The sequence below is a fragment of the Desulfocurvus thunnarius genome (assembly GCF_055390965.1).
Genome location: NZ_AP042411.1, coordinates 3,292,392 through 3,317,324 on the forward strand (window position 1 = coordinate 3,292,392; position 24,933 = coordinate 3,317,324).

Sequence of the window (24,933 nt, forward strand, 5' to 3'; positions counted from 1 at the left end):
TGCTTCTTGCATGGAGTGAGCAGGCCTTGCACCGGGTTCGTCCCGCCGTGGCGCACGGGGGCGCGGGCGTCGGGCGCCCGCGCCGGGGCTGGCTTTGCGGCGGGGCCGCGCGGCGCTTCCCCGCCGGGGCACGGTCTGCTATGAGGGCGCCATGCACGATTCCTTTCGCCCCGGGGCCGCCGCAGGCCCTTCCGCCGTTTCCGCTCCGCCGCCCTGGGCCGTGGAGGCCCTGAACGCCTTCGGCCTGGGCTGCGCGCGGCTGCGGCCCGATCTGCCCCTGGCCGCCAGCCCCGAACGCTGCGCCCTGCGGGCCGCCGTGGAGGACCATTGCGGCGCCTTGTGGGTTCTTGAGCGCCTGTTCCCCGGGCAGTTGGCCCGCCGCGAGGCCGTGGCCCGCGTGCAGCGGGCGCTGGTCGGCGCCGGGCTGGCCGGGGTGCCCGCGTGGTTGCCCGCCTGCGCCGGGGGCCACGTGGCCGCCGCCGGGGGGCGGCATTGGCAGGTCGCGCCTTTTGTGGCCGGGGCCCCGCTGCCGCGCCCGGCCTATGTGGAGGACGCCGCGCGGGGCACGGCCCTGGCGCGTTTCCTGGGCGCCCTGCGCGCGGCGGCCCAGGCTGCGCCCGGGGCGTGCTCCGGGGGCGATCCGGCCCTGGAGCAGGCCGCCCCGGCGGCGGACCTGCCCGCCTTCGCCCGCGAACTGCGGGCCACCGTGGGCCGCACCCGGCCCGCCCTGGGCGCGGCGCTGGACCCCATCCTGGCCGCCCTGGCGCCGCTGTTCGCCGCCTGGGCCGACCTGCCGCAGGCCCTGGCCCACGGCGACCTGCATCCCCTGAACGTCATCTGGCGCGGGCAGGAGGTGGCGGCGGTGGTGGACTGGGAATTCACCGGGCAGGGGCCGGACCTCTACGACGCCGCGAACCTGCTGGGCTGTGTGGGCAGCGAGGACCCTTCGGCCCTGGGCCGGGGGCTGTGCGCGGCGCTGCTGGCCGGGCTGCGCGAGCATGGCGTGCTGCGTGCGGACAACGCCCCCTGGCTGCATCCGTTGCTGGTGGCCGTGCGCCTGGCCTGGCTTTCGGAATGGCTGCGCAAGGACGACCGCGAGATGCTGGACATGGAACTGGCCTACCTGCGCCTGCTCGCGCGCAACCGCGAGGGCCTGGAACGGGCCTGGGGGCTGGCGTGATCGCCTTGCGCCCGGGTGCGGGCCCCTGCGATCCCCGCTGGGGGCACCGCCGGAAGTGCGGCGGGAAGAGCGCCCCGACGTGTCGCCCGGCGCGTCATCAGGCGTGTCGGGAAAAGGGTTGCGGGGCGCGTGGCGGAGAGTCTGGCGGGGCGTGCCGGAATTGGCGCCCGGCTTCGGGCCGGGGGCATCGCGCGGCTTCGCTCCCGTTCCGGTGCCCGCCGCACTGTCCGCCCCGGCGCCCGGGCGGCCGTTGGGCGTATGCCTTGAACGCTTCGGATACGTTTTTTCCGGGGTACGCCCCGGGGCGGAGTCGCAGTGTTTTTTCGGGGCGTCCCTCGCGTGCCGTGCCGCGCGTCCGCCTTTTCCCGCGCGCGTTCCTTTCGCCTTTTGCCACCGCCGTGCATGCGCCGTATGCGGCCCGCATGCTCCGCGCGGCAGGGCAGGGGGCCGCGCGGTCATGAAGAAGCCCTGGGACGTGATCGTGGCCGGGGCGGGGGCCTCGGGGTTGTTCTTCGCCGCGCGGGCCGCGCGGCGGGGGCTGGCCGTGCTGGTGCTCGACCCGGGGGCGCCCATGGGCGGCGCGGCGCGCAAGGTGCGCGTCAGCGGCGGCGGGCGCTGCAATTTCACCAACCTGGACATGGACCCCGGGCGCTACCTGTGCGGCAATCCGCACTTTACGCGCTCGGCCCTGGCGCGCTTCACGCCGTGGGACGCCGTGGCCTGGCTGGGCGAGCACGGCCTGGGCTACGAGGAAAAGGCCCCGGGCCAGCTTTTTTGCGCCCAGGGCGCCGCCGCCGTGGCCGGAGCCCTGGAGGCCGAGTGCGCCGGGGCCGGGGTGCGCCTGGAGCTGGGCCGCCCGGTGCGCGGCGTGGAGCGCGCGGGCGACGGGTTTTTGGTGCGGACGGAGAGCGGCGCCCTGGCCGCCCGGGCCGTGGCCGTGGCCACGGGGGGCTTGTCCTGGCCCGCGGTGGGAGCCTCGGGCCTGGGGTTCGAGGTCGCGGCGGCCCTGGGGCTGCGCGTGGTGCCGCCGCGCCCGGCCCTGGTACCCCTTGTCTGTGGGAACAAGGGGGGCAATTGGCCCTACGCGGACCTCGCCGGAGTGGCCCTGCCCGTGCGCGCGGCCTGCGCGGGCGTGGCCTTCACGGACGACCTGCTCTTCACCCACAAGGGCCTCTCCGGCCCGGTGATTCTGCAAATTTCGACCTATTGGCGGCGCGGCGAGGCGCTGACCATCGACCTGCTGCCCGGGCAGGACGCCGCCGCGCTGCTGGCCGCCGCCCGCAGCGCCAAGGGCCGGGGCCGGACCCTGGTGCGCAACTTCCTGGCCGCGCATCTGCCTGGGCGCTTGGCCGCGCGCCTTGCCGCCCAGGTCGCTGCCCAGGCGCCTACCTCGGCGCTCGCGCGGACGCCCGCCCGTCAGTCCGGCCATGCGGTGGGCCCCGCAACGGCCCGCGCGGCAGTCGGCGGCCCCGCCAGCGGCCAGTCGGCCCCAAAGCCAGGCGCCCAGCCGCTTTCCCTGGCCGACACGCCCCTGGCCGACCTCACGGCTCCGCAACTGCACGCCCTGGCCCAGGCCCTGAACGCCTGGACCGTCCTGCCCACGCGCAGCGAAGGCTGGGCCAAGGCCGAGGTCACCGCCGGAGGCGTGGACACCGCCGCCCTGTCCTCCCAAACCATGGCCGCCCGCCATATCCCCGGCCTCTTCTTTCTCGGCGAGGTCCAGGACGTGACCGGCCATCTCGGCGGCTACAACCTCCACTGGGCCTGGGCCTCGGCCCATGCCGCAGCGCTGGCCGTGGGGTGATGGGGAGGCTGGAAGTCTGACTGCTTGTTTTTCAAGAGGGAGCGGATCGCTGAAAGTGCCTGTATTGTGTTGATGTTTCGCAAAGAGTGATGTTTGTTTCGCATGTTTCTCATAATGTACTTGTTTGGGCAGAGTTGTCTCGGCGATTCCTAGTTATTGATTTATGCACAATGCCTTCTGGATGCAGGACTGTCGTTTGGTGGCGCAGGGTAAAACGCGGCGTATTTTATGCTTGCGGGGGGAAGTGGAATGAAAGTTGTACAGAATATTTATGATGACCCTGTATTTTTTGAAGGCTATAGAAAGCTTAGAGGAAATCCGGACAGTGCAAACGCGTTACAGGAGAAGCCGGCTCTTTTTGCCTTGTCGCCCGACTTGGGAGGGAAATCTGTTTTGGATTTGGGCTGTGGGTATGGTGAAAACTGTGCCACTTTTTATAGGATGGGAGCAAAAAAAGTTGTCGGTATTGATATATCAAAAAAAATGATTCAAGCCGCAAAATTTGAAAATCCGAATATTCATTTTATCATTATGGATATGAATAACTTGTCGTTCTCCGGTCAGAAGTTTGATGTTGTTTTCAGTTCACTCGCAGTTCACTATATTGAGGATTTTGACAATTTCGTGCGTTCTGTGTTCAATTTGATCGGCAATGATGGATATTTTGTCTTTTCTCAGGAACACCCATTGACCACGTCGCCGATTGGGGGGGCATCCTGGGCAATAAACGAGGAGGGAGATGCGATTCATTATAAACTGACAGACTACGCCAGAAGCGGCGAAAGAAAGACTCGCTGGATAGTTGATGGTGTCGTCAAGTATCACAGGACGTTTTCAGAATTAATAAATACGGTGATATGCAATGGATTCGTTGTGGAGAAGGTTCTGGAGCCGATCCCTGGAAATGAAATAATCGAAAGATTGCCGAGTTATGGAAAGGATATGCACAAGCCGAATTTCTTGCTTGTCAGGGCGAGGAAACAAGCGGAATGCAGGGGGCGGAAGATCTGATAATATGTGACTGGGATGATCTCGGCCTGGAGATTTCCCCTGCCTGGGCTGGCCATGAACTTTTTATCTTGGATTTTCCTGTTTGTGTTGGCCATCCAAAACGGTTCTGCCTTGTGTTTTCAGTTCACATATTTTCATTGCGTGTCGCTTTGGCCCGTGTCGTGTACAGCCGCTCCGGCGGTTCGTATCTTCTCAATGGTCCATGATTGGTTTTGATGCTCCTTTATTCGAACGTGCCCGGCCCGAGGGACGCTGCCGCCCGGACCGAAAGCCGGGGCGCCCCGGCGGGTTGCCGCGGCGCCCCGGCGTTCCCTTACTCGAAGCGCGAGACGGAGTTGATGTAGACGGGTTCGCCGGGAACGTCCTGGTGGCCGCCCATGGATTTGGTGCGCACCTTGCGGATTTTGTCCACGGCATCCAGGCCCTCGACGACCTTGCCGAAGACGCAGTAGCCCCAGCCCTGGTCGGTTTTGGCGCTGTGGTTGAGGAAGTCGTTGTCCACGGCGTTGATGAAGAACTGCGCGGTGGCGGAGTGCGGGTCCATGGTGCGGGCCATGGCCAGGGTGCCGCGCTCGTTTTTCAGGCCGTTGTCGGCCTCGTTTTCGATGGGCGCGCGGGTGGCCTTTTCCTTCATCATCCCGGTCATGCCGCCGCCCTGGATCATGAAATTCTCGATGACGCGGTGGAAGATGGTGCCCGCGTAGTGTTCGTCGTCCACGTATTGCAGGAAGTTGGCGACGGTCTTGGGGGCCTTGTCCTCGAAAAGCTCGACGAGGATGTCGCCCTTGGAGGTTTCGATGAGGACCATGGGGTTGGACATGGGGGTCTCCTTGCTGCTGGGATTTTGGGGCCCGGCCTTGCGGGGCCGGGCGTCGGTTGCGGTTCGTGGTTGCTGGTCATAGGCAAAATCGGCGCGGCTGTCACCCCCGGGGCGGCGCGGGCTCGCCGTTCGCCATGGCCAGGAACCCCGCGCGCAGGGCGGGGTCGGCCGTGGTTTCGGCAAAGTGCAGATAGAGCACGCGCAGCACCGAGCGCAGCAGCGCCGGGGCGCTGACCCGGCGCGCGGCCACCAGGGCCGGGGCGTCGTGCGCGGCGATCCACGCGGCGTAGTCGCGGGCGCGGTGGGCGGCGCGGTGGGCGGCGTCGATGCGCGCGAGGCCGCTTTCCCCGGCGCGGGCGCGGGCGGCCGGGTCGGCCAGCAGGGCGCGGGCCGTGGCCAGCAGGGCGTCCATGTCGCCGGGCGGGTAGGTGAAGAGGTCGCGCCCGGGGGTGAACAGGCTGTCCTGGCCGTGGCCGACCTCCGGGGTCAGCAGGCAGGCGCCGGTGCCCAGGGCCTCGAACACGCGGAAGTTCAGGTCGCCGCGTTCGCAGTAGTTGAGCACCACGCGCGCCCGGGGGAACAGGGCGCCGAAGTCGCCCCGGGCCACGTGCAGCCCCGGGAAGCGCGCTCCGAGTTCGTGCAGGAAGGCGTGGCGCCCGGGGGTGGTTTCGGGGTCCACCGTTCCGGCGAAGAGCAGGTCCCACTGCTTGGGGCCGGGGCGGGGGCCGGTGTGGTCCGGCGCCCAGGGCGGCAGCCAGAGCACCCGGGAGGGGTCGGCGCGCAGGGCGGCGAAGCGGGGCAGGTGGTCGCGCAGGCTGACGGAACACAGGTCGAAGGCCCGGGAGTAGAGCGGATGCCAGGAGTGGATGTGCGAGTCCACGAAGTGCATGACCGTCAGGCAGGGCCAGCGCTCCACGCCGAAAAGCACGGGCGGCAGGCTGGCGTCGCCCATGACCACGGCGTCCGGCGCCTCCCCGCAGGCGGCCACGACCTCCTCCCAGGTGACGAACCCGGGGCTGCGGCGTTTGATGGGCGTGACTTCCCACCCGTGGGCGGCGAGCCCGGCGCCGAAGTAGGGGTGGCCGATCCAGCAGAGGTGTTTCATGGGCGGCGGTCCTGGCGGGCGGTTCCCGCTTCGGGGAGCATACGCCCTTTGGGCGGCGCGGGGAAGGGCGGAGCCGGGGCGGGCCGGGGCGACGCTCCGGCCCGCCCTGGGGGAATCAGGGCTCCCGCGCCCGGGGCGGGCGCGGCGGGTTGAGCCCGGGGGCAAAAGAGTTTATGCACTCCTGCACGGGCCGCGCGCCCGGCAACGTCAAGGAGGCGACAATGAGCGAATTGCAGGTCAAGCCCGTGCAGCCCAGCCCGGCCTTCGACTTCATGTATTTTCTGGAGATCTGCGGTGAATCGCGCATCGACGGCGTGCTGCTCGACCGGCTGGAAGCGGCGTGGAACGACTGGCGCGACCGGCTGCACGCCTACCACCTGATTCCTTCCACCTCCGGGCCCGACGAGGGCTTCCTGCTCATCTGGCTCACCGAGGGCGTGGAGGACGCGGTGGAGCAGGGCTGGGCCGAGGGCGAGAAGAACGGCATGTTCTTCCACAACCTGGCCATCACCCTGGTCATGAGCGCGGCGCGCAGCCTCGTGCCCGAGCTGGAGGAGAACTGCACGCCCCTGCCGCGCCCGGGCGAGGAGGTACTGGACTTCATGGAGCGCATGGACCTGGAGTGGAACCCGCAGCTCGGGGCGCTGAACCGGCAGTACGCCGTGTATACGCCCATGCCCTACCGGGGCGGCTGCGAGGTCTGCATGCAGTCGCACACCTGCCCCAACTCGAAATTCGGCTCGCAGGTTCCGCAATGACGCCGGAGCGGGAGCGGCGGCGCGCGCACGTGCGCGCGGTGGTCCTCGGGCGGCTGGAGCGCCTGGGGCGCGAGGAGTTGCGCCGCGAGGCGCTCTCGGAGTTCTTCACCGTGACCCTGGGGGCGGACCCGGGCACGGCGCGGCGCACGGCCGCGCTGGTGCCCCCGCTCATGGACGAACTGCACGCCCGCTGGGTGGACCTGTTCGCGGAGCGGCTGCTGGAAACCGTGCCCGGGGAGCAGCTCGACGTGCTCTGCGCGGGCGGGGCGGAAAACGACGCGACCTTGTGTCTGGTCTACGTCATGTTTCTGGAATCGGCGCGCATGGAAGAGCGGCGCGAGCGCGACCTGCTCGAATACGCCGCGCGCATGAGCGGGGCGGACGACGCCGGGGACCTGGCGGCTTCGTACATCCGGGCGCGCATGGCGCGGCTGGGCGCGGCCCTCAAGGCTCCGGACGGGGAGTAGCCGGGCCGCGGACGCGGAAAGCCCGCCCTGCCTTGCGGCGGGAGCGGGCTTTTTTTGGGTGTTTTCCGTTGCGCGGTGCCGCCGGGGCGCCGGTTACCAGCGGCGGGGCGGGCGGGGCGCGCGAGGCTTGGCCTCGTTGACCCGCAGCGTGCGGCCGCCGAACTCGGCGCCTTCCAGGGCCTCGATGGCCTTGGCGGCGTCTGCGTCTTCCATTTCCACGAAGCCGAAGCCGCGCGGACGGCCGGTTTCGCGGTCGGAGACGAGCTTGACGGAAGTGACGCCGCCGAACTGGCCGAACAGATCGCGGAGTTCCTCTTCGGTGGCACTCCAGGGCAGGTTGCCGACATAGATGGACTTGGGCATTGTGCAAAAACTCCTTGCAGGGAAAAAGTCGCGCGCCCATATCACACCGAGGGTAACCCCTCCTCGGCGTATGGACTATGCAGTCCTCATGGATGGTCGTGAATCAAATGTCAAACTATTTTTTATAAGAAAATGCGAAGCCCGTGTGGATTTTGGCCCCTGATGCGTGAAGGGCGGCTGCCTTGCGCACGCAGGGGAAACAGGGCGCGCCGCGAGGGTTCGCCGGGAGGCGGCATGAGGCGCGAGAGCGCCCGTTGGGCGCGCGGGCCGCGCGGGGCGTGGCTTTTGGGGCTGTGCCTGCTGGGCGCGGCCCTGGCCGTGCTCGGCCCGCCGGGGGGCGGAGGGCCGGCCCGGGCCCAAGGGGGCGGTGCCGTGCGGGCCGGAGGCGGCACGGAGGCGCCGCCGCTGCCCTGGCGCCTGGAAGCCGTCCTGGCCCACGACCCCGGAGCCTTCACCCAGGGCCTGTTCTTCGCCGGGGGGCGGCTGTTCGAGACCACCGGGCTGCGCGGGGCCTCGCGGATCATGGAACTGGACCCGGCCAGCGGGCGCGAGCTGCGCCGCGCGGCCCTGCCCGCGCGCTTTTTCGGCGAGGGCGCCACGGCGGTGGGCGGCGTTGCCCTGTGGCTGACCTGGACCTCGGGCCGGGCCTTCGTGCTCGGGCTGGACGATTTCGCCCCGCGCGGGGAGTTCCGTTATTCCGGCCAGGGCTGGGGGCTGGCATACGACGGGCGCGTGCTCTACATGAGCGACGGCTCGGACGTGCTGACCCTGCGCGACCCGGGCAGCTTCGCCGCGCTGGGGCGGCTGGCCGTGCGCGACGGCGCGCAGCCCGTGGGGCGGCTGAACGAACTGGAATGGGCGGACGGCGCGGTTTTCGCCAACGTCTGGCACAGCGCGCGGGTGGCGGTCATCGACCCGGCCACGGGCCGGGTGCGCCGCTGGCTGGACCTGGGCCCCCTGGTGCCCCCGGGGCTGGGCCCGGAAGCCGTGGCCAACGGTCTGGCCTGGAACCCGGCCACGCGCAGGCTCTACGTCACCGGCAAGCTCTGGCCCGCCGTGTACGTCCTGGAACTGGACCCGGCCCCGGTGCCCTGAGTTCCGGCTCCCGCAGAGTGGGCGGCGCGAAAGCGGCCGCCCGGATGCCTGGAAGGCCTTCCAGGGTGGCGCCCGCCCGCAACGCCGCGCCCCACTGTGACAAACGCGCCGCGATGCCATTTTTTCTAGACAAAGTCTGGATTCCATGCTCTAGAAAGAAAAGAGCATGGATTGAAGAATTCCGGGAGCGCCCTCCCGGCCCGGAAAACGGCAAGGGGGACAAGGAATGCCGCAGGTCGCAGCGCGCGTGTCCGACGAGCACGAACAGTGGCTCAAGGAATACTTCCGCACCAAAAGCGCGGGGGCCGAATTCGTGGTTCCCTGGGCCGTCGATACGTTTTTCCGTTCCATCAATTCCGTGCGCGGCCAGTTCTCCGCCGCCGAACTCAAGACCATTCTCGAAGCCCACAAGGACGTGAAGCTCCTGCCGGACCAGTCGCGCCTGGCCTACCTGCAACTGCGGGTGCAGGACGCCTGCGAGCTGGGCATGGTCAACACCAAGTACGGCGCCAGCAAGGCCAACCTGGAAGCCAAGATCAAGCGCCTGAACGACACCCAGGCCGCCGCGTTGATGATCTGGGCCACGGCCTATTGGGTTTCCAAGGAGTGGAAGGACATCGACATGGACGACTACGTGCGCGACGTGAGCTGAGGCCCGCCGCCGGTTTCGCCTTTCCGTCCCTGCCCTTTCCGTCGTTGCCGTTTTCCGTTCGCGTTGTCGCTTCCGCCGCCAGGGCCCGCCCTGGGCGGCTTTTTTGTTGCACCGCCCGGGGGGCGGGCGGGGTGGGGCGGGGGGCCTTAAGTCCCGGCGCGGGGCCGCCGATAAGACGCGTGAACCCGGCCCGGGGCGCGCGTCGCGTGGCGCCGCCAGCCGGACGGGCAAGGAAGCCGACATGAAAAACGGATTTTTCGCCGTCGCCGCCCTGGGGCTGGTGCTCCTGGCGGGCTGCCAGTCGCAGTTGCCCTACGCGACCACCTATAAGATGACCGGGCAGCACAAGATGCAGGCCGCACACCACTGGGACGTGCTGGCCGCCGACGTGGCCGACCGCGTGCGCGCCGCATTGGACGACCGCGTGGAGCTGCGCCTTCTGGCCATCGACGTGGATACGGACCAGCCTCCCGGGCCCTTTCATCAGGTCTTCCGCGAGTTGCTTGTCTCCAACCTGGTGCAGCGCGGCATCCAGGTCGCCGAGCATGAGGAGAACCAGTTGGAGCTGGTCTACACCGTGCAGGTGCTGCGCCACGGCGCGCGCATCCAGCGGCCGACCCCGGGCCTGTTGACGCTCATCGGCGCGGGCATTTCCGTCTCGCGCGACGTGACCACCGAGTTCATCTACGGCGCCGGGCCCGCAGGCCTGCTGGCCGACGTGGCCGCCGGGCACCTGACCAGCCACTCCGACCAGGAGGTGGTCATCACCACCAAGCTGGTCTGGAAGAACCGCTATGTGGTACACGCTTCGGACATCTACTACATCAACGACGAGGACTACCTGCACTACGGCCAGCCGCTGCGCGCCGCCGGTTCCGGCCCGGGCGGCATGGACGGCGTCGGGGCCACGTCCATGGGGGTGCGCAATGAATAGATCGCCGCGCAAGCTGTGCCTGCTGCTGGCCGGGGCGGCCCTGGCCGGGGCCCTGGCCGGGTGCATGAGTTTCGGCATGAGCGACCCCGAGGCGCCCGAACCTTTCCGCCAGCCCCTGCACGCCGACTGGGAGGGCGACGCCTTCATCGCCGAGAACCACACCGCCGCCGACGGGCTGGTCGAGAACCTCGAAGCCCGGCTGCCGCGCGCGGCGCGCATTCTTTGCGCCACCTTCGTGCGTCAGGACGACCTGGAGAGCACCTCGGCCTTCGGGCGGCTGACCTCGGCGCAGTTCGCCTCGCGGCTGGTGCAGGCCGGGTATTCGGTGGTCGAGTTCCGCCTGCGGGCCGAGATGGGCGTGCGCGACGGGCAGGGTGAGTTCCTGCTCACGCGCCAGACCGCCCAGTTCCTGCGCGAGCGCTACGACGCCCACGCCGTGCTCGTGGGCAGCTACGTGGCCGACAGCGCGGCGGTGTTCGTCTCCGGGCAGGTGGTGCGCCTGGATTCGGGCGTGGCCGTGGCGGCCTACGACTACGCCGTGCCCAACCGGGGGCTGGTGGCCCGGCTGGTGCGCGAGGACGGGGCCTCTTCCGGGGCCGGTTTCGACGCTCTGTTGCGCCCGCGCGCCGTGACCGCCCTGGCCACGCCCGCCGAGATCAAAGCCGCCCAGGGCCAGCCCGCGGCCAAGGGCGCGACCCCGGCGGCGACGGGCGCCGAGGCCGTGGCGCCCATCCGGCTGTTCCCGCCGACGAGCAAACAGTAGCGCGGGGGGGGGGGACCGGGCCCGCCGCCGGGCCGGGCCGCGTGCGGTGGCCCGGGCGGGAAGGCGCCCGCTTCGGTCGCAGGGCCGGGGCGGGCGTTTTTGCGTCTTTGCCCTGTCTTGCGAAGCGGGGAGGGCGGAGCGGCAGGGCGTTGCCTTCGGGCCGGGCCGCCCGCATCCGGCGGATGTCCGGGCCGCCTTGTGCCGAAGGCTTGCGGCTCCGCGTGGCCCGTGCCAGAGTGCGCGCAGGAGGTTTGCCGTCATGCCCAGCCCCCGTGTCTTTCCGTGCGTTCCGACCCTCTGCCTGGGCCTGCTGCTGTGCGCCGTCGCGCTGCTGGCCGGATGCTCGGTGCAGGTCAACGCCTTTCGGGACTACGACACGCCCCTGCGGGAGCACGTGCTCTCGGGCCGGGCCCGCGAGAAGATCCTCGTGCTGCCCGTGCGCGGGTTCATCGACCTGGAGCCGGACCAGGGCCTGGCCGCGCGGCGGCCCAGCGTGGTCCAGGAGGTCACGGCCATGCTGCGCAAGGCCGGGGACGACCCCGACGTGCGCGCGCTGCTCATCCAGGTGGACAGCCCGGGCGGCACGGTGGTCGCCAGCGACATCCTTTACGCCGAGATCATGCGCCTGCGCGCGGAGCGCGACCTGCCCGCCGTGACGTTGATGATGACCGTGGCGGCCAGCGGGGGCTATCAGGCCGCCCTGGCCGGGGACCGCATCGTGGCCCACGCCTCGACCATCACCGGGTCCATCGGCACGGTGTTCCTGCGCCCCGACGTGAGCGGGCTGATGGGCAAGCTCGGCGTGGGCGCCGAGGTCACGCGCTCGGGGCGCCACAAGGACATCGGCTCGCCCTTGCGCGGGTCCACCCCCGAGGAGCGGGCCATCATCCAGGGCATGATCGACGACATGAACGGGCGCTTTCTGGCCCTGGTGGCCGCGCGCCGGGGGCTTGACCGCGAGGCGCTGGACGATGTAGCCGATGCGCGGGTCTTGACCGCCGCCCAGGCCCTGGGCCTGGGGCTGGTGGACGCGGTGGGCTCGGCCCACGACGCCCTGGCCCAGGCCCGGGCCCTGGCCGGGCTGCCCGAAGACGCGCGGGTGGTCGTCTACCGCCGCCGCGTCATGCAGGACGACACGTTGTACAATCCGCCCATGGCGGCGGCGGACGCCGCCCCGGGGCTGGACCTGGGGCTTTCGCATCTGCTGGGGGTGCCGCGCGCGGGGTTCTACGCCCTGTGGGCTCCCGAGTACGGGGCGGCTCCCCGCTGACGGGTCGTCCCGAAACGGCGGTCTGCCGCGCCGATGGCAAAATCCAGACCGCTCGTGTTGCAAAATACACGGCGCGCCCTGGATTTTTCCGCCTCCTTGCAGTGCACCATCTGGGAACGGCCTGCGGATTTTGATTTTTTCAACAGTCAGCTAACGCCACGGCGGGCCGTGGCCCAAGGAGGACGGCATGGACGACTGGAAGGTCATGGGCACCTACCCCGACTACAACGATGAGGCCTATCACGAGTTCAAGCGCTGGAGCGACGTGTGCGAGGACATCGCCCTGTATCCCGAGGCCAACGTGCGGCTGGTCAAGGACGAGCAGGGCGGCGTGCGCGTGGAGATCAGCCGGGCGCTGATCAGCTATTTCGAGGGCACCCCGGGCGAATTCTAGGCTCGGCTGCCCGCCCGGGAGCACGCCGGGAGCACGCCGGAAAGGGCAGCAACGAGAAAAGCCGGAGGCTTGCGCCCCCGGCTTTTCGTCATGGTCCGGCCCCCGGCGGGGCGCCCGGGCCTAGTCGGCCAGGGCCAGGATGGGCTTGATGATTTCACCCAGGGCGCGGGAGGTCGCGTTGTCCTGCCCGAGCTTGGCGATGGGGTAGCCCTCGTCGCCCGAGCGGGCGACCTCGGGGTCCAGCGGGATGCGCCCCAGGAAGGGCACGCCCATTTCCCCGGCCAGGGCCTCGCCGCCGCCGGTGCTGAAGATGTTTTCCACGTGCCCGCAGTTGGGGCAGGCGTAGCCGCTCATGTTCTCCACCAGCCCGAAGACCTTGTTGCCCACCTGGGCGCAGAAGGTCACCGAGCGGCGCACGTCGTCGACGGCCACGCCCTGGGGCGTGGTCACGATGATGGCCTGGGCTTCGGGGCCGATTTCCTGCAGGGCCGAGAGGGGCTCGTCGCCCGTGCCGGGGGGGCAGTCGAGGATCAGGTAGTCCAGGTCGCCCCAGGCCACGTCGGAAATGAACTGGCGGATCAGGCCGGTCTTCACCGGGCCGCGCCAGATGACGGCGTCTTTGGGGCTGGGCAGCAAAAAGCCCAGGGACATGACCAGCAGGTTGTTGTTGTAGGCCACGGGTTCGATGTAGTCGCGCTCGATGTGCGGCTGGGTGCCCGCCAGGGAGAGCAGGCGCGGCAGGCTCGGGCCGTGCACGTCCACGTCCAGCAGGCCGACCTTCTTGCCCGCCAGGGCCAGGGCCACGGCGATGTTGGCCGCCACGGTGGACTTGCCCACGCCGCCCTTGCCGGACATGACCACCAGCTTGTGGCGGATGCGGCCCAGGGTCTTCTTGATTTTTTCGTCCTGCGGGTTGGTGCCGCAGGTTTCGGGGTTGCAGCCGCTGCCTGCGGAAGAGCAGCCTGCACATGCGTCGCTCATGGGATTCTCCTTGCTGCGGGGATATGGGGACCTGTTTTGCCGGGCTTGCAGGCCCGGCCGTTCCGCGTTGCGGCGCCGCGCAGGGCCCGGGGGACCGTGCGCGGCGCCGATACAGTCAGTTAACCCTTTTCCGGGCAATGTCAATTTGTGCTGCCGGGGTGGCCGGGGGCGGCAATGAGGCGCTGCCGCCCCCGGCGCCGGACGGGGCCGGGGAGTTGCGGCCCCGGGCCCGGGGCCAGGAGGTGGGCCGCCGGGCCGGAAAACTCCGGCTCAACGGCCCCGGCGGCCGCCCCGGCCCAGGCCCCGGTTCATGCCGGAGCCCAAGCCCGCCCCCCGGCCCGGGCCGAAGCCCGGACCGAAGCCCGGTGCGGCGGGAACGTCCGGGGCTCCCGAAGGCGGAACGGCGCCGCGCCCGGCGGGGCCGCGCCGCAGACCCTGGCCGCAGGGGCCCAGGCCCAGCCCCAGGCCCGCGGCGGGGGGCAGGCCGGGGCCGCTGGCCGTGGCCTTGCGACCGCCGCCGCCCATGCCCATGCCGCGCCCCGCGCCGCCGCCCATGCCCGCGCCGCGCCCGGTGCCCATGCCGCGGCCGCCGCCCAGGCCCATGCCCCGGCCTCCGCCCATGCCGCGCCCCAGGCCCATGCCGCCCCCCGCGCAGGGGACGCCGGGCATGGCCAGCGCGGCCAGGGTGCCCTGGCCCAGGGCGGCCAGCACTTCATCCACCGTGCCGCTGATCCAGGGCTGCACGGTCACGCCGTGTTGCAGCAGCAGGCGCCGGGACGCGCCGGAAATACCTCCGCAGACCAGGGTGTCCACGCCCCGGGCGGCCATGGCCGCGCCCAGGGCCAGGGCGTCGCCCCGGGGGGCGTCCAGTTCGCCCCGGGCCGCGGCGCCCGTGTCGTCCACATCGAACAGTCGGAAGGACGGCGCGTTCTCGAACAGCGACGCCAAGCGGTCTTCGTAACAAGCCAGACAAACAGTCATGATGCAAACCTCCGGTTTCAGGCGCGTCCTCGGGGAGGGGGAAGAATGCGGACACGGCGCGCATGGCGCGCTGGTGCGCCCGGGGCGCCTGTTCTGCCTCAGGGAAAGCAAGAACAGGGCCGAAATATGAAGATGAATGAAAACGCGGTATTGTGCGGGGATGGCAACTGTGGGACGGAATGTTTTAGGCTAGAAAAGCGCCCAAAAGAAGCTCATGGGCTTATTTTAAGCCCAGTTCTTGCGCACGGTGCAGCAGGCGGCGCAGGGTGTCCTTGGAGATTGCAAGCTCGCGGCAGGCGGCCATGGTCCGTCCCGCGTTGCGCTCCATGGCCCCCAGGGCGGCCAGGCATTTGGCCTGCTCCATGGTCTGCGGGGCGTCGGGTGCGCAGGCGCCGGGCGCGGGCTGCGGCTCCGGGCGCAGGGTCTCGGGCAGGTGCCCGGGCTGGATGAGCCCGCCGGGGCAGAGGATGAAGGCGAACTCGATGACGTTCTCGAGCTCGCGCACGTTGCCCGGGAAGGGGTGGCGCAACAGCACGGCCAGGGTCTGCCGGTCCACCCCCTGGATGGCCTTGCCGCGCAGGGCCGCGAACTTGCGCACGAAGTGGGCGGTCAGCAGGGGAATGTCCTCGCGGCGCTCGCGCAGGGGCGGCAGGCGCAGCCGGGCCACGTCCAGGCGGTAGTAGAGATCGCTGCGGAAGCGCCCTGCGGCCACCAGCCCTTCCAGGTCCTGGTTCGTGGCCGCGACGACGCGCACGTCGGCCCGGCGCGTGGCCGTGTCGCCCAGGGGCTGGTAGGTGCCGTCCTGGAGCACGCGCAGCAGCTTGACCTGCAAGGCCGGGGGCATGTCGCCGATTTCGTCCAGGAACAGGGTGCCCCCGGCGGCGGCGTCGAAGCGGCCCGGTTTGTCGTGCCGGGCGTCGGTGAAGGCCCCGGCCTTGTAGCCGAAGAGCTCGGATTCCAGCAGGGTTTCGGGCAGGGCGCCGCAGTTCACGGCCACGAAGGGCCCGTCCTTGCGCGGGGAGAGGTTGTGCAGCGCGCGGGCGAACAACTCCTTGCCCGTGCCCGACTCGCCCGTGAGCAGCACGGTGGACGGGCTGGCGGCCACCTGGGGCAGGATGGCGAACAGCCGCTCCAGGGCCGGGCTTTTGCCCACGATGTCCTCGAAGGTGTAGGAGGCCTCCATGGCCTTGCGCAGCAGGTGGATTTCCGTCAGGTCGCGGAAGGTTTCCACCCCGCCCAGGGGCGTGCCGTCCGCCGCCGCGAGCGGGGCGGCGCTGATGGACACGGGCACGCGCTCGCCGTCGGCGCGCACGATGAAGATGGGCTGGTCCACCACCGTGCCGCCGCCCCGGATGCAGGCGCGCAGGGCGCAATCGCCGTCGCACAGGCTGGAGCGGAAGACCTCCCAGCACTTGCGGCCCAGGGCCTCGGCGGGCTCGATGCCCGTGATGCGCGCGGCGGCACGGTTGAAGAACGTGACGTTCCACTGCGGGTCGACGGTGAACACGCCGTCGGCCAGCGAGTCGAGGATGGCCTCGGCGGGCAGGCCCTTGGGGAACGGCATCGTCCCTCCGGGATCAGGCGTTCTTCTTCTCCCGCACCTTGGCGCGCAGCCAGTCGTACCACGCCTCCAGCCCCTCGCGGGAGCGGCAGGAGACCGGGAACACGGCGATGTCCTTGTTCAGCGCGCGGGCGAAGCGTTCGGCGCGGGCCATGTCGAAGTCCACGTAGGGCAGCAGGTCCGTCTTGTTCAGCAGCATGACGGCGGACTCGGCGAACAGCAGCGGGTATTTCTCGGGCTTGTCGTCGCCCTCGGTCACCGACAGCAGGCTGATCTTGTAGTCCTCGCCGACCTCGAATTCCGCCGGGCAGACGAGGTTGCCCACGTTTTCCACGAACAGGATGTCCAGCCCGGGCACGTCGATGGCCTCCAGGGCCTCCTGGACCATGGAGCTGTCCAGGTGGCAGGCGCCGTCGGTGTTGATCTGCACGGCCTGGGCGCCCGTGGCGGCCACGCGGCGGGCGTCGTTGTCCGTGCGCAGGTCGCCCTCGATGACGGCCATCTTGAACTCCGGGGCCAGGTCGGTGAGGGTGCGCTCCAGGGTCGAGGTCTTGCCCGAGCCCGGGGAGCTGATGAGGTTCAGCACGAGCACCTTGTGCTCGGCGAAAACCTTGCGCAACTGGGCGGAGATGCGGTCGTTGGCTTCCAGGATGTTGCGGACGACGGGAACTTCCATGGCGGGCTCCTTTGCGCGGGGGTGGCGGGGGGAAACGGGGCGGCTATTCCGCCTCGATGTTGTCCAGGTACAGCTCCTTGCCCTGAAGCACCTCGTGGCCCAGGCCCTCGCCGCAGCTCGGGCAGGGCATGAACAGGTCGCCCGCCTCGGGGGAGAACTCCGTGCCGCACTGCGAGCAGCGCAGCACGATGGGAATGTCCTGCATTTCCAACTGCACGCCCTCCATGGGCGTGCCCAGGGTGCAGGCCTCGAAGGCGAAGGCGAGGGCTTCGGGCACCAGGGCGGCCAGGCGGCCGTGGCACACGCGCACGGCGTGCAGCCGGGTCAGCCCGTGCTTTTCCATTTCTTCCTTGATGATGGCCACAAGGCTCTGGGCGATGGACATTTCGTGCATGGCACTGGCTGTGTACTGGAAAAAAAAGGCGGCGTCCAGACGGTTGCGCCGCGCGGGGCGCCCACGCGCGGTCGGGACGGGGAAATTCCGTGCGCCCGGGCGGGGAATCCGCCGCCCCGTGCGGGGGCGCCCGGACATTCCGCGCCCCCGGCGCGCCGGGGGCCGCCTTGCCCCTGGCCTGGGGCCGGATTTTGGGCTAGAAGAACCCCATGAGCGACACCGAAGACACTCCCCACGCGGCTCCCGACGCGGCGGATGCCCCCGTCCCCGCCATCACCCTGGCCGAGGCCCTGGCCCTGCTGGGCGTCGAAACCCTGCGCGGGCTGGACGGCCCGGGGCAGGACGAGTTCCTGGAAGGCATGACCCGTATGCGCCAGGACATGGGCGAGGAGTGGGTCCGCGAGAATCGTGAGGATCTGTTGGCCCTGTGGGCAGCCATGCTCGAAGTGCGCGTGGCGGACGACCCGGCCCTGTGAGGGCCGTGAAACGGCGCGAAAAAAGGGCGGCCCGGGGGGCCGCCCTTTTTTGCGTCGTATGTGCGCGGTGGGCCGGGGATCAACCGCAGCCGCAACCGCCGGACCCGGCGGAGCCGCAGGAGGACGCCGAGGAGCAACTGCATCCGCCGCCCAGTTGCAGGCTGGAGTCCACGGTGAAGCCGGTGTAGGTCACGTCGATCTTCACGGGTTTGGCTTCTTCCAGCAGGGCCTGGTTCATGACGAAGGTCAGGCCGCCCTCGAAGTCGAAAACCTGGTCGTCCTCGCGTTTCTCGTCCAGCGCCAGGGACAGGCGCGGGCCGGAACACCCGCCGGGCGCCAGAAACACGCGCACGGGCTCGGGGGTCTTGTCCTTGAAGTAGTTGAGCAGTTCGGTGCGCGCCGCGTCGGTCAGTTCAAGCATGGGGTTCCTCCGGTGTTGGCTCCGGTGTTGGTGTTGGCTCTGAGCCCCCAAGGTAACCAGCCCCCGGCGATTGTCAATGGCATTGATAGAACGTATCGATTGAGCCCCCGGGCATCGGCCCTCGCGGCGGGGCAAGCCGGGCGAGGGCTAGAGCCTGCCCCGGCGGGCAGGGTGCAGGATTCATCCCCCGGCGGCCCGGCGGCGGCACACAAAAAAGGCGGCCCCGGGTGGGGGCCGCCGTGTGCGGTGCAGTCGCGCGGGCGCGGCTAGCAGGAACAACTGCCGCTGGAGCAGGAGCCCGAGGAGCATCCGCCGCCGCCAAGCTGGAGGCTGGAGTCCACGGTGAAGCCGGTGTAGCTCACGTCCACCTTCACGGGGGCGGCGCTGTCCAGAAGCTGTTTGTCCATCACAAAGGTGATGCCGCCTTCGAAGTCGAACACGGCGTCGGTTTCGGTTGGCTCGTCCAGAGCCAATGACAGGCGCGGGCCGGCTCAGCCGCCCGGCGCGAGATAGACCCGGATGGGGGAGACCGTCTTGTCGCTGAAATAGGACAGCAGCTCCTGGCGGGCCTTGTCGGTAAGTTCGAGCATGGGTCCTCCAATAGGTGTGGGCAGGGTGGGCTGCGGGCAAAGCCCCGCGGGGCGCCCGGCAGCCAGGAGGCAGATGTAAGGGCCGGGGTCGGGATTGTCAATATATATAGATTGAAAACGATGTTATCGATAGGTAATCCCAATATATGCCCCGGGAGGGCGCGGGGGCGTGTTGCAATGCCGCCGGAGATTCCGTATCGTTCCGAAACGGTTGCACCCCGGGCGCCAGGCGCCCATCTTCCAGGAGACATATCTATGAGCCAGACCAGGGTCGTGATGAACGCCACGGAGATCGGCCGGACCATGGACCGCCTCGCCACCGAGGTCATCGAGCGCCACGCCGATTGCGCCAACCTCGCCATCCTGGGCATCCAGCGCCGGGGGGTGGACCTCGCCCGGCGCCTCAAGGCCGCCCTGGATGCCAAGCTCGGGCGCGACATCCCCCTGGGGTTGCTGGACATCAACCTCTACCGCGACGACTGGACGACCCTGGACGTGCAGCCGCAGATCAACAAGACCGAGATTTTCTTCGACATCGACGGCGCACGCATCGTCCTGGTCGACGACGTGCTCTTCACCGGGCGGACCATCCGCGCGGCCCTGGAGGCCGTGCTCGACTTCGGCCGCCCCGAGCGCGTGGAGCTGCTCGTGCTTGTGGACCGGGGCCACCGCGAGTTGCCCATCCACGGCGATTACGTCGGCGCGCGCGTGGAAACCCGCCGCGGCGAGCACGTGGACGTGTTTCTGGACGAGCGCGACGGCCGCGAGGAAGTGGTCCTCGTCGGCTAGGCTTCACCGCCCCGCCCCCATCCGGGCCCCGGGCCCGCAATCGGACGACGCCATGCCCTTTTCGTCGCTTCGCTTTTTCCCGCGCCGGGTGCTGGCGGCGCTGCTGGCCCTGGCCGTGGCCCTGGGCAGCCTGCCGGGCCCCGTTCCGGCCCGCGCCGGGCTGCTCGGCGGCTCCTTCGGCATCGAGGACGAACGCGAGCTGGGCCAGAAATACCACACCATGATCCGCGCCCAGTATCCGGTGGTCGAGGACCCCGAGATCGTGGCCTACGTGCGCGATCTGGTGGACCGGCTCTACGCCCAGCTCCCGCCCCAACCCTTCCCGGCCAACGTCACGGTCATCCGCAACTCGGCCATCAACGCCTTTGCCACGCCCGGCGGCTACGTCTACGTGTTCACCGGGCTGATCACCGACCTGGAGCACGAGGACGAGCTGGCCGGAGTCCTGGCGCACGAACTCGGCCACGTTTCCCAGCGCCACGTGGCCAAGCGCATCGAGCAGATGCAGAACGTGCAGCTCGGGATGCTGGCCGGGATGCTGGCGGGCATGTTCCTGGGCACGGCCGGGGGCGGCACGAACATGGGCGAGGCCAGCGAGGCGCTGCTGATCGGCTCCATGGCCGCCGGAACCTCGGCCATGCTCAACTACAGCCGCATCGACGAGCGCGAGGCCGACCAGGTGGGCATGAACTTTCTGGTGGCCGCTGGTTTTCAGCCCGAGGGCATGATCGGCGCCTTCCAGAAGATCCGCCGCAAGCAGTACCTCGCGGGCAGCTCCGTGCCGCAGTATCTGTCCACCCACCCCGACGTGGCCGAGCGTATCGGCTACCTTCAGGACCGTGTGAACCGCCTGACCCCCGAGGTGCGCGAGCGCCCGCACAACGACACCCGCTTCGTGCGCGTGAAGACCCTGGTCCGCGCGCGCCACGCCGACCCCGAGGCCGCCATGGGCGCCTTTGTCCAGGGCGACGGCGATCCGGCCCTGCTGGCCATGGGCCGGGGCATCGTGCTCTCGCGGCGCAACCGCGTGGCCGAGGCCGCGGCGGCCTTCGACGAGGCCCTGGCCATTTCGCCCGAAGACCCCCTGGTGCTGCGCGAGGCCGGAGCCTTCCACTACCGCAGCGGCGACGCGGCCAAGGCCGGGCGCTACCTGACCAAGGCCAGCATCTTGAACCCCAAGGACCTCATGGCCCTGTTCTACCTGGGCCGCCTGCAGGCCGACGCGGGCCAGACGGCGCGGGCCGTGGAGTACTTCCGCCGCGTGCTCGACACGCTGCCCGAGGACGCCGAGGTCCACTACCACCTGGGCCGGACCCTGGGCGAGTCCGGCGACACCTTCGCCGGGCATCTGCACCTGGCCTACTCGGGCATCTACGGGCTGGACCGCAAGCAGGCCGACTTCAACCTCAAGAAGGCCCAGGCCCTGGCCAAGACCGAGGCCCAGAAGAAGGACCTGGAAAAGCTGGAAGAGGTCTACAAATCGCGTGCCGAGTTCTGGAAGGGCGGCGCGTAGCCGCCGGGACGGACTGGCGGAACGACCATGGACACCGTGCTGACCCTGGCCGTGGGCGACGGCGAATTGTGCGTCTGCGTCGGCGACCTGACGGCCTCGGCCGCCGGGGCGGTGGTCAACGCCGCCAACGCGCAACTGGCGGGCGGCGGCGGGGTGGACGGCGCCCTGCACCGCGCCGCCGGGCCGGGGCTGCTGGAAGCCGGGCGGGCCTGGGTGGCGGTCAACGGGCCCCTGCCCACGGGCCACGCCGTGGTCACCCCGGGCTTCGGGCTGGCCGCGTCGTGGGTCATCCACACCGTGGGCCCCGTGTGGCGCGGTGGCGGCCACGACGAGGACGCCCTGCTGGCCCGGGCCTACCGCAACTGCCTGCTGGCCGCCCGGGGCCTGGGCGCCGCCTGGGTGGATTTCCCCGCCGTGTCCTGCGGGGTGTACGGCTTTCCCGTGGCCCGCGCGGCGGCCCTGGCCGTGGCCGAACTGGCCCAAGGGCTGCGCGGGGGGCTGGTCAAGCGGGCGCGCATGGTTATATTCTCCGCCGACGCCGCCGAGACGTGGGCCCGGGCCGCCCGCGAGCACCTCGCCGGCCCCGGGCGCCCGGGCGCTTCGGGCTGATTTTCCCCAATCCCCACGAGGAGTTCCATGGAACTACGCGGAACCACCATCCTGGCCGTGAAGGACGACCACGGCGTTGCCCTGGCGGGCGACGGCCAGGTGACCTTCGGCCAGAACATCGCCCTCAAGCACACCGCGCGCAAGGTGCGCCGCCTGTACAAGGACCGCATCCTGGCCGGGTTCGCCGGGGCCACGGCCGACGCCTTCACCCTCTTCGAGCGCTTCGAGGCCAAGCTCGAACAGTTCGGCGGCAATATCACCCGCGCCAGCGTGGAGCTGGCCAAGGAGTGGCGCATGGACAAATACCTGCGCCGCCTGGAGGCCATGCTCGTGGTGGCCGACGCCGAAACCGTGCTCATCCTCTCGGGCACGGGCGATGTCATCGAGCCCGACGACGGGCTGGTGGGCATCGGCTCGGGCGGGCCCTACGCCCTGGCCGCGGCCCGCGCCCTGCGCCGCGAAACGGCCCTGCCCGCGGAGGACATCGCCCGCAAGGCCATGGCCATCGCCGCCGAAATGTGCGTCTATACCAACGACAACATCACCCTGGAACGCCTGGACAAATAGCAGGCCGCCCGGTGCGCCCCGCCCGCCGGGCCGCGCGCCGCGCCGCCGGGAGTCTTCCGTGCAGCAGTTCACGCCCCGCGAGATCGTCTCCGAACTGGACAAGTTCATCATCGGCCAGCAGGACGCCAAGCGCATGGTGGCCATCGCCATGCGCAACCGCTGGCGCCGCCAGCAGGTGCCCCCCGAACTGCGCGACGAGATCGCGCCCAAGAACATCATCATGATCGGCCCCACCGGCGTGGGCAAGACCGAGATCGCCCGCCGTCTGGCCAGGCTTTCGGGGTCGCCCTTCTTCAAGGTCGAGGCCTCCAAGTTCACCGAGGTCGGCTATGTGGGCCGCGACGTGGAATCCATGATCCGCGACCTGATGGAAATCGGCGTGAGCATGGTCCGCGCCGAGGAGACGGAGCTTGTGCGCGTGCGGGCGCGCAAGAGCGCCGAGGAACGCCTGCTCGACCTGCTCTATCCGCGCAAGGCCCCGGAGCCGGGGCTGGGCTTCATGGCCGGGGCGGGCGGCGCCGCGCCCCAGGAGCCCGCGCCGGACTCCACCCGCGAGAAGCTGCGCAAGCTCTGGCGCGAGGGCGCGCTGAACGAGCGCCAGGTGGAGATGGAAGTCACCGTGCAGGGTGGCGGCCCCGTGGGCGTCATGGCCATTCCCGGCATGGAGGACATGGAGACGCAGGTGCGCGACATGATGGGCCGCCTGTTCCCCGGGCAGAAGAAGACCCGGCGCATGTTCGTTCCCGAAGCCTACGACCTGCTCGTGGAGGAGGAGGCCGCCAAGCTGGTGGACATGGACAAGGTCGTCGAGGCCGCGCGCGAGCGCGTGGAGCAGAGCGGCATCGTGTTCCTGGACGAGATCGACAAAATCTGCACCGGCACGGCCAGCCAGGGCAAGAGCGGGGCCGAGGTCTCGCGCGAGGGCGTGCAGCGCGACCTGCTGCCCATCGTCGAGGGCAGCGTGGTCAACACCAAGTACGGCATGGTCCGCACCGATCACATCCTGTTCATCGCCGCCGGGGCCTTCCATCTGACCAAACCGTCGGACCTGATCCCCGAGCTTCAGGGGCGTTTTCCCCTGCGCGTGGAGCTTTCCGCGCTCGACAAGGCCCAGTTCCTGCGCATCCTCACCGAGCCGCGCAACGCGCTGACCGTGCAGTACACGGCGCTTCTGGCCACCGAAGGCGTGACCCTGGAATTCACCCCCGACGCCCTGGACGAGGTGGCCGGGTTCGCCCAACGCGTGAACGAGGAAACGGAGAACATCGGCGCCCGGCGGCTGTACACCATCATGGAAAAGGTGCTTTCCGACCTGTCCTTCGAGGCGCCGGACAAGGGCGGGGCCACGGTGGTGGTGGACCGCGACTACGTGCGCGCCCACCTTGCGGACGTGACGGCCAACCGCGATCTGTCGCGCTACATCCTCTAACCGGCTGCGCCAAGGGAGCCCGCCGTGAAAGATCTGAGACGCGAAAGCAAGGTCGCCAAGCTGCTCTTGGAGTCCCTGCCGTATCTGCGCGAGTTCTACGGGGAGACCATCGTCATCAAGTACGGCGGGCACGCCATGAAGGACGAGGAGCTGAAAAACGCCTTCGCCAAGTGCGTGATCCTGCTGCGCTACATCGGCGTGAATCCGGTCATCGTCCACGGCGGCGGGCCGCAGATCGGCCAGATGCTCGAGAAGCTGGGCATCAATTGCACCTTCCGCGAGGGGTTGCGCGTCACCGACGAGGCGACCATGAACGTGGTGGAAATGGTCCTGGCGGGCACGGTGAACAAGCAGATCGTGAACCTGGTGAACCAGAACGGCGGGCGGGCCGTGGGCCTTTCCGGCAAGGACGGGCGGACCATCCGCTGCCGCAAGCTGGAAATCGCCGTCGCCCCCGAGGATCCGACCCTGGCCCCGGAGATCATCGACATCGGCCAGGTCGGCGAGGTCACGGACATCGACCCCACGCTGATCCGCACCCTGGAGCGCGAAGGCTTCATTCCGGTCATCGCGCCCGTGGGCGTGGACGACGAGGGCCGCACCTACAACATCAACGCCGACTCCGTGGCCGCCGCCGTGGCCGGAGCCCTGGGCGCGCGGCGGCTGATCCTGCTGACCGACGTGGCCGGTGTGCTCGACAAGGACGGCGAGCTGATTTCGACCATGACCTCCCGCGAGGCCGTGCGGGCCATCGAGGACGGCACGGCCAAGGGCGGCATGATCCCCAAGCTCAAATGCTGCCTGGAGGCCGTGGACGCGGGCGTGGAGAAGGCCCAGATCATCGACGGGCGCATCGAGAATTCGCTGATTCTGGAACTGTTCACCCGCGAAGGCATCGGCACCCAGATCGTGCGCTAGGGCTTTTCGTTCCGCCAGGATGCCGATTGGAAGGCCGCCGCCCCGCCCGGGCGGCGGCTTTTTTGCGCGCTTCTGGTGCATTCGGGGCGGCTTCTGCGGGGCATGAGGTTCGTTTTCAGGCGTGCTTGACCGGGTGTTCGACCCTGTTTTTGAGGTGAAACGAAAGGTTTTTGAGGGCCCAGCGGGAAGCGTTCCGGTGGAATTCGAGTGGGTTTTTAGCTCGAATTTCGCGCCGTGGGCGTATGGAAACGGCGATTTTGGGGGTAGCGGATGCTGGAAATCGCGGGCCTGAGCGCTGCGTTTTCACGGATTCCCCGGCCTGGGATGCGTGGGAATCGTGGTGTGCAAAATGAAAAAGCCGACCGGATGGGGTCGGCTTTGCCGGTATTTCCTGGGGCTGCGGGCGCTGCCG

Annotated in this window: 28 protein-coding genes; 18 read left to right on the plus strand and 10 right to left on the minus strand. The window is 69.5% G+C overall.

The genetic code is table 11. The features are described from left to right. Positions 1–151: 151 nt before the first annotated feature. From ACZ5KV_RS14440 to ACZ5KV_RS14450, 3 genes are all read left to right on the plus strand, one after another. Positions 152–1,180 (plus strand): phosphotransferase, encoded by a 1,029-nt coding sequence (locus tag ACZ5KV_RS14440; protein ID WP_464239987.1) that lies wholly within the window; start codon positions 152–154, stop codon positions 1,178–1,180. 457 nt (positions 1,181–1,637) lie between these two features. Beyond that, positions 1,638–2,984 (plus strand): aminoacetone oxidase family FAD-binding enzyme, encoded by a 1,347-nt coding sequence (locus ACZ5KV_RS14445; RefSeq protein ID WP_464239988.1) that lies wholly within the window; start codon positions 1,638–1,640, stop codon positions 2,982–2,984. Positions 2,985–3,233: 249 nt separating this feature from the next. Continuing rightward, positions 3,234–3,995 carry a class I SAM-dependent methyltransferase gene (locus ACZ5KV_RS14450; RefSeq protein WP_464239989.1) on the plus strand — a complete coding sequence of 254 codons (762 nt, stop codon included), beginning with the start codon at positions 3,234–3,236 and terminating at the stop codon, positions 3,993–3,995. Positions 3,996–4,308: 313 nt separating this feature from the next. On the opposite strand, the gene ACZ5KV_RS14455 is transcribed toward ACZ5KV_RS14450, so the two are convergent. Together ACZ5KV_RS14455 and ACZ5KV_RS14460 are read right to left on the minus strand one after the other, a co-directional pair. Next, positions 4,309–4,815 (minus strand): peptidylprolyl isomerase, encoded by a 507-nt coding sequence (locus tag ACZ5KV_RS14455; protein WP_464239990.1) that lies wholly within the window; start codon positions 4,813–4,815, stop codon positions 4,309–4,311. A gap of 100 nt (positions 4,816–4,915) precedes the next feature. Next, the gene (locus ACZ5KV_RS14460; protein ID WP_464239991.1) at positions 4,916–5,920 is read right to left on the minus strand and encodes a glycosyltransferase family protein; all 1,005 of its coding nucleotides are present in this window, start codon (positions 5,918–5,920) and stop codon (positions 4,916–4,918) included. Positions 5,921–6,141: 221 nt separating this feature from the next. On the opposite strand from ACZ5KV_RS14460, the gene ACZ5KV_RS14465 reads away from it, so the two are divergent. Together ACZ5KV_RS14465 and ACZ5KV_RS14470 are read left to right on the plus strand one after the other, a co-directional pair. Next, on the plus strand, positions 6,142–6,678 hold the full coding sequence (locus ACZ5KV_RS14465) for a hypothetical protein (protein ID WP_464239992.1): 537 nt from the start codon (positions 6,142–6,144) through the stop codon (positions 6,676–6,678). Continuing rightward, on the plus strand, positions 6,675–7,145 hold the full coding sequence (locus tag ACZ5KV_RS14470; protein ID WP_464239993.1) for a hypothetical protein: 471 nt from the start codon (positions 6,675–6,677) through the stop codon (positions 7,143–7,145). Before ACZ5KV_RS14465 ends, ACZ5KV_RS14470 begins: the two co-directional genes overlap by 4 nt. Positions 7,146–7,238: 93 nt before the next feature. On the opposite strand, the gene ACZ5KV_RS14475 is transcribed toward ACZ5KV_RS14470, so the two are convergent. Then, entirely contained in the window at positions 7,239–7,508 is a 270-nt protein-coding gene (locus ACZ5KV_RS14475) for an RNA recognition motif domain-containing protein (protein ID WP_464239994.1), read from the minus strand. A gap of 234 nt (positions 7,509–7,742) precedes the next feature. Between ACZ5KV_RS14475 and ACZ5KV_RS14480 the strand changes: the two genes are divergently transcribed. The 6 genes from ACZ5KV_RS14480 (at position 7,743) to ACZ5KV_RS14505 (ending at position 12,616) form a co-directional block, all read left to right on the plus strand. After that, entirely contained in the window at positions 7,743–8,603 is an 861-nt protein-coding gene (locus ACZ5KV_RS14480; protein WP_464239995.1) for a glutaminyl-peptide cyclotransferase, read from the plus strand. A 226-nt stretch (positions 8,604–8,829) separates the two neighbouring features. Then, positions 8,830–9,255, plus strand: a complete 426-nt coding sequence (locus ACZ5KV_RS14485; protein WP_464239996.1) for a hypothetical protein — start codon at positions 8,830–8,832, stop codon at positions 9,253–9,255. A gap of 241 nt (positions 9,256–9,496) precedes the next feature. Beyond that, positions 9,497–10,189 (plus strand): hypothetical protein, encoded by a 693-nt coding sequence (locus tag ACZ5KV_RS14490; protein WP_464239997.1) that lies wholly within the window; start codon positions 9,497–9,499, stop codon positions 10,187–10,189. Next, positions 10,182–10,952 (plus strand): FlgO family outer membrane protein, encoded by a 771-nt coding sequence (locus tag ACZ5KV_RS14495; RefSeq protein WP_464239998.1) that lies wholly within the window; start codon positions 10,182–10,184, stop codon positions 10,950–10,952. The genes ACZ5KV_RS14490 and ACZ5KV_RS14495 overlap by 8 nt, the downstream gene beginning before the upstream one ends. 259 nt (positions 10,953–11,211) lie before the next feature. Continuing rightward, complete coding sequence (sppA, locus tag ACZ5KV_RS14500; RefSeq protein ID WP_464239999.1) at positions 11,212–12,222, plus strand: signal peptide peptidase SppA; 1,011 nt, start codon at positions 11,212–11,214, stop codon at positions 12,220–12,222. Positions 12,223–12,409: 187 nt separating this feature from the next. Further along, on the plus strand, positions 12,410–12,616 hold the full coding sequence (locus ACZ5KV_RS14505) for a hypothetical protein (RefSeq protein WP_464240000.1): 207 nt from the start codon (positions 12,410–12,412) through the stop codon (positions 12,614–12,616). 120 nt (positions 12,617–12,736) lie between these two features. Here the strand turns inward: ACZ5KV_RS14505 and ACZ5KV_RS14510 are convergent, their stop codons facing one another. The 5 genes from ACZ5KV_RS14510 to hypA form a co-directional block, all read right to left on the minus strand. Next, entirely contained in the window at positions 12,737–13,597 is an 861-nt protein-coding gene (locus ACZ5KV_RS14510; RefSeq protein WP_464240001.1) for a P-loop NTPase, read from the minus strand. Between the two features lie 270 nt (positions 13,598–13,867). After that, complete coding sequence (locus ACZ5KV_RS14515) at positions 13,868–14,578, minus strand: NifB/NifX family molybdenum-iron cluster-binding protein (protein WP_464240002.1); 711 nt, start codon at positions 14,576–14,578, stop codon at positions 13,868–13,870. A gap of 220 nt (positions 14,579–14,798) precedes the next feature. Next, complete coding sequence (locus ACZ5KV_RS14520; protein WP_464240003.1) at positions 14,799–16,142, minus strand: sigma-54 interaction domain-containing protein; 1,344 nt, start codon at positions 16,140–16,142, stop codon at positions 14,799–14,801. Between the two features lie 13 nt (positions 16,143–16,155). Continuing rightward, the gene (gene hypB / locus ACZ5KV_RS14525) at positions 16,156–16,815 is read right to left on the minus strand and encodes a hydrogenase nickel incorporation protein HypB (protein ID WP_464240004.1); all 660 of its coding nucleotides are present in this window, start codon (positions 16,813–16,815) and stop codon (positions 16,156–16,158) included. 43 nt (positions 16,816–16,858) lie between these two features. Further along, positions 16,859–17,209 carry a hydrogenase maturation nickel metallochaperone HypA gene (gene hypA / locus ACZ5KV_RS14530; RefSeq protein WP_464240005.1) on the minus strand — a complete coding sequence of 117 codons (351 nt, stop codon included), beginning with the start codon at positions 17,207–17,209 and terminating at the stop codon, positions 16,859–16,861. 209 nt (positions 17,210–17,418) lie between these two features. Between hypA and ACZ5KV_RS14535 the strand changes: the two genes are divergently transcribed. Next, complete coding sequence (locus ACZ5KV_RS14535; protein WP_464240006.1) at positions 17,419–17,685, plus strand: hypothetical protein; 267 nt, start codon at positions 17,419–17,421, stop codon at positions 17,683–17,685. 79 nt (positions 17,686–17,764) lie between these two features. Here the strand turns inward: ACZ5KV_RS14535 and ACZ5KV_RS14540 are convergent, their stop codons facing one another. Both ACZ5KV_RS14540 and ACZ5KV_RS14545 read right to left on the minus strand, forming a co-directional pair. Continuing rightward, positions 17,765–18,106, minus strand: a complete 342-nt coding sequence (locus ACZ5KV_RS14540; protein WP_464240007.1) for an IscA/HesB family protein — start codon at positions 18,104–18,106, stop codon at positions 17,765–17,767. A 266-nt stretch (positions 18,107–18,372) separates the two neighbouring features. Next, entirely contained in the window at positions 18,373–18,696 is a 324-nt protein-coding gene (locus tag ACZ5KV_RS14545) for an IscA/HesB family protein (RefSeq protein ID WP_464240008.1), read from the minus strand. Between the two features lie 255 nt (positions 18,697–18,951). On the opposite strand from ACZ5KV_RS14545, the gene pyrR reads away from it, so the two are divergent. The 6 genes from pyrR to argB are packed head-to-tail and all read left to right on the plus strand — an operon-like array spanning position 18,952 to position 24,521. Further along, on the plus strand, positions 18,952–19,485 hold the full coding sequence (gene pyrR / locus ACZ5KV_RS14550) for a bifunctional pyr operon transcriptional regulator/uracil phosphoribosyltransferase PyrR (protein ID WP_464240009.1): 534 nt from the start codon (positions 18,952–18,954) through the stop codon (positions 19,483–19,485). Between the two features lie 52 nt (positions 19,486–19,537). Then, positions 19,538–20,998: a M48 family metalloprotease gene (locus ACZ5KV_RS14555; RefSeq protein WP_464240010.1), complete on the plus strand. Its 1,461-nt coding sequence runs from the start codon at positions 19,538–19,540 to the stop codon at positions 20,996–20,998. 27 nt (positions 20,999–21,025) lie between these two features. Next, the gene (locus ACZ5KV_RS14560) at positions 21,026–21,607 is read left to right on the plus strand and encodes a macro domain-containing protein (RefSeq protein WP_464240011.1); all 582 of its coding nucleotides are present in this window, start codon (positions 21,026–21,028) and stop codon (positions 21,605–21,607) included. 27 nt (positions 21,608–21,634) lie between these two features. Next, positions 21,635–22,174 carry an ATP-dependent protease subunit HslV gene (hslV, locus tag ACZ5KV_RS14565; protein WP_464240012.1) on the plus strand — a complete coding sequence of 180 codons (540 nt, stop codon included), beginning with the start codon at positions 21,635–21,637 and terminating at the stop codon, positions 22,172–22,174. A gap of 58 nt (positions 22,175–22,232) precedes the next feature. Then, complete coding sequence (hslU, locus tag ACZ5KV_RS14570; protein WP_464240013.1) at positions 22,233–23,603, plus strand: ATP-dependent protease ATPase subunit HslU; 1,371 nt, start codon at positions 22,233–22,235, stop codon at positions 23,601–23,603. A 33-nt stretch (positions 23,604–23,636) separates the two neighbouring features. After that, positions 23,637–24,521, plus strand: coding sequence for an acetylglutamate kinase (gene argB, locus ACZ5KV_RS14575; RefSeq protein ID WP_464241845.1), 885 nt, complete (start codon positions 23,637–23,639; stop codon positions 24,519–24,521). The last annotated feature ends 412 nt before the right edge of the window (positions 24,522–24,933 follow it).

Bases quoted from the DNA above. Each gene is read 5' to 3' on its own strand.
- ACZ5KV_RS14440 (WP_464239987.1), top strand. From the start codon at position 152: ATGCACGATTCCTTTCGCCCCGGGGCCGCCGCAGGCCCTTCCGCCGTT.
- ACZ5KV_RS14445 (WP_464239988.1), top strand. From the start codon at position 1,638: ATGAAGAAGCCCTGGGACGTGATCGTGGCCGGGGCGGGGGCCTCGGGG.
- ACZ5KV_RS14450 (WP_464239989.1), top strand. From the start codon at position 3,234: ATGAAAGTTGTACAGAATATTTATGATGACCCTGTATTTTTTGAAGGC.
- ACZ5KV_RS14455 (WP_464239990.1), bottom strand. From the start codon at position 4,815: ATGTCCAACCCCATGGTCCTCATCGAAACCTCCAAGGGCGACATCCTC.
- ACZ5KV_RS14460 (WP_464239991.1), bottom strand. From the start codon at position 5,920: ATGAAACACCTCTGCTGGATCGGCCACCCCTACTTCGGCGCCGGGCTC.
- ACZ5KV_RS14465 (WP_464239992.1), top strand. From the start codon at position 6,142: ATGAGCGAATTGCAGGTCAAGCCCGTGCAGCCCAGCCCGGCCTTCGAC.
- ACZ5KV_RS14470 (WP_464239993.1), top strand. From the start codon at position 6,675: ATGACGCCGGAGCGGGAGCGGCGGCGCGCGCACGTGCGCGCGGTGGTC.
- ACZ5KV_RS14475 (WP_464239994.1), bottom strand. From the start codon at position 7,508: ATGCCCAAGTCCATCTATGTCGGCAACCTGCCCTGGAGTGCCACCGAA.
- ACZ5KV_RS14480 (WP_464239995.1), top strand. From the start codon at position 7,743: ATGAGGCGCGAGAGCGCCCGTTGGGCGCGCGGGCCGCGCGGGGCGTGG.
- ACZ5KV_RS14485 (WP_464239996.1), top strand. From the start codon at position 8,830: ATGCCGCAGGTCGCAGCGCGCGTGTCCGACGAGCACGAACAGTGGCTC.
- ACZ5KV_RS14490 (WP_464239997.1), top strand. From the start codon at position 9,497: ATGAAAAACGGATTTTTCGCCGTCGCCGCCCTGGGGCTGGTGCTCCTG.
- ACZ5KV_RS14495 (WP_464239998.1), top strand. From the start codon at position 10,182: ATGAATAGATCGCCGCGCAAGCTGTGCCTGCTGCTGGCCGGGGCGGCC.
- sppA (WP_464239999.1), top strand. From the start codon at position 11,212: ATGCCCAGCCCCCGTGTCTTTCCGTGCGTTCCGACCCTCTGCCTGGGC.
- ACZ5KV_RS14505 (WP_464240000.1), top strand. From the start codon at position 12,410: ATGGACGACTGGAAGGTCATGGGCACCTACCCCGACTACAACGATGAG.
- ACZ5KV_RS14510 (WP_464240001.1), bottom strand. From the start codon at position 13,597: ATGAGCGACGCATGTGCAGGCTGCTCTTCCGCAGGCAGCGGCTGCAAC.
- ACZ5KV_RS14515 (WP_464240002.1), bottom strand. From the start codon at position 14,578: ATGACTGTTTGTCTGGCTTGTTACGAAGACCGCTTGGCGTCGCTGTTC.
- ACZ5KV_RS14520 (WP_464240003.1), bottom strand. From the start codon at position 16,142: ATGCCGTTCCCCAAGGGCCTGCCCGCCGAGGCCATCCTCGACTCGCTG.
- hypB (WP_464240004.1), bottom strand. From the start codon at position 16,815: ATGGAAGTTCCCGTCGTCCGCAACATCCTGGAAGCCAACGACCGCATC.
- hypA (WP_464240005.1), bottom strand. From the start codon at position 17,209: ATGCACGAAATGTCCATCGCCCAGAGCCTTGTGGCCATCATCAAGGAA.
- ACZ5KV_RS14535 (WP_464240006.1), top strand. From the start codon at position 17,419: ATGAGCGACACCGAAGACACTCCCCACGCGGCTCCCGACGCGGCGGAT.
- ACZ5KV_RS14540 (WP_464240007.1), bottom strand. From the start codon at position 18,106: ATGCTTGAACTGACCGACGCGGCGCGCACCGAACTGCTCAACTACTTC.
- pyrR (WP_464240009.1), top strand. From the start codon at position 18,952: ATGAGCCAGACCAGGGTCGTGATGAACGCCACGGAGATCGGCCGGACC.
- ACZ5KV_RS14555 (WP_464240010.1), top strand. From the start codon at position 19,538: ATGCCCTTTTCGTCGCTTCGCTTTTTCCCGCGCCGGGTGCTGGCGGCG.
- ACZ5KV_RS14560 (WP_464240011.1), top strand. From the start codon at position 21,026: ATGGACACCGTGCTGACCCTGGCCGTGGGCGACGGCGAATTGTGCGTC.
- hslV (WP_464240012.1), top strand. From the start codon at position 21,635: ATGGAACTACGCGGAACCACCATCCTGGCCGTGAAGGACGACCACGGC.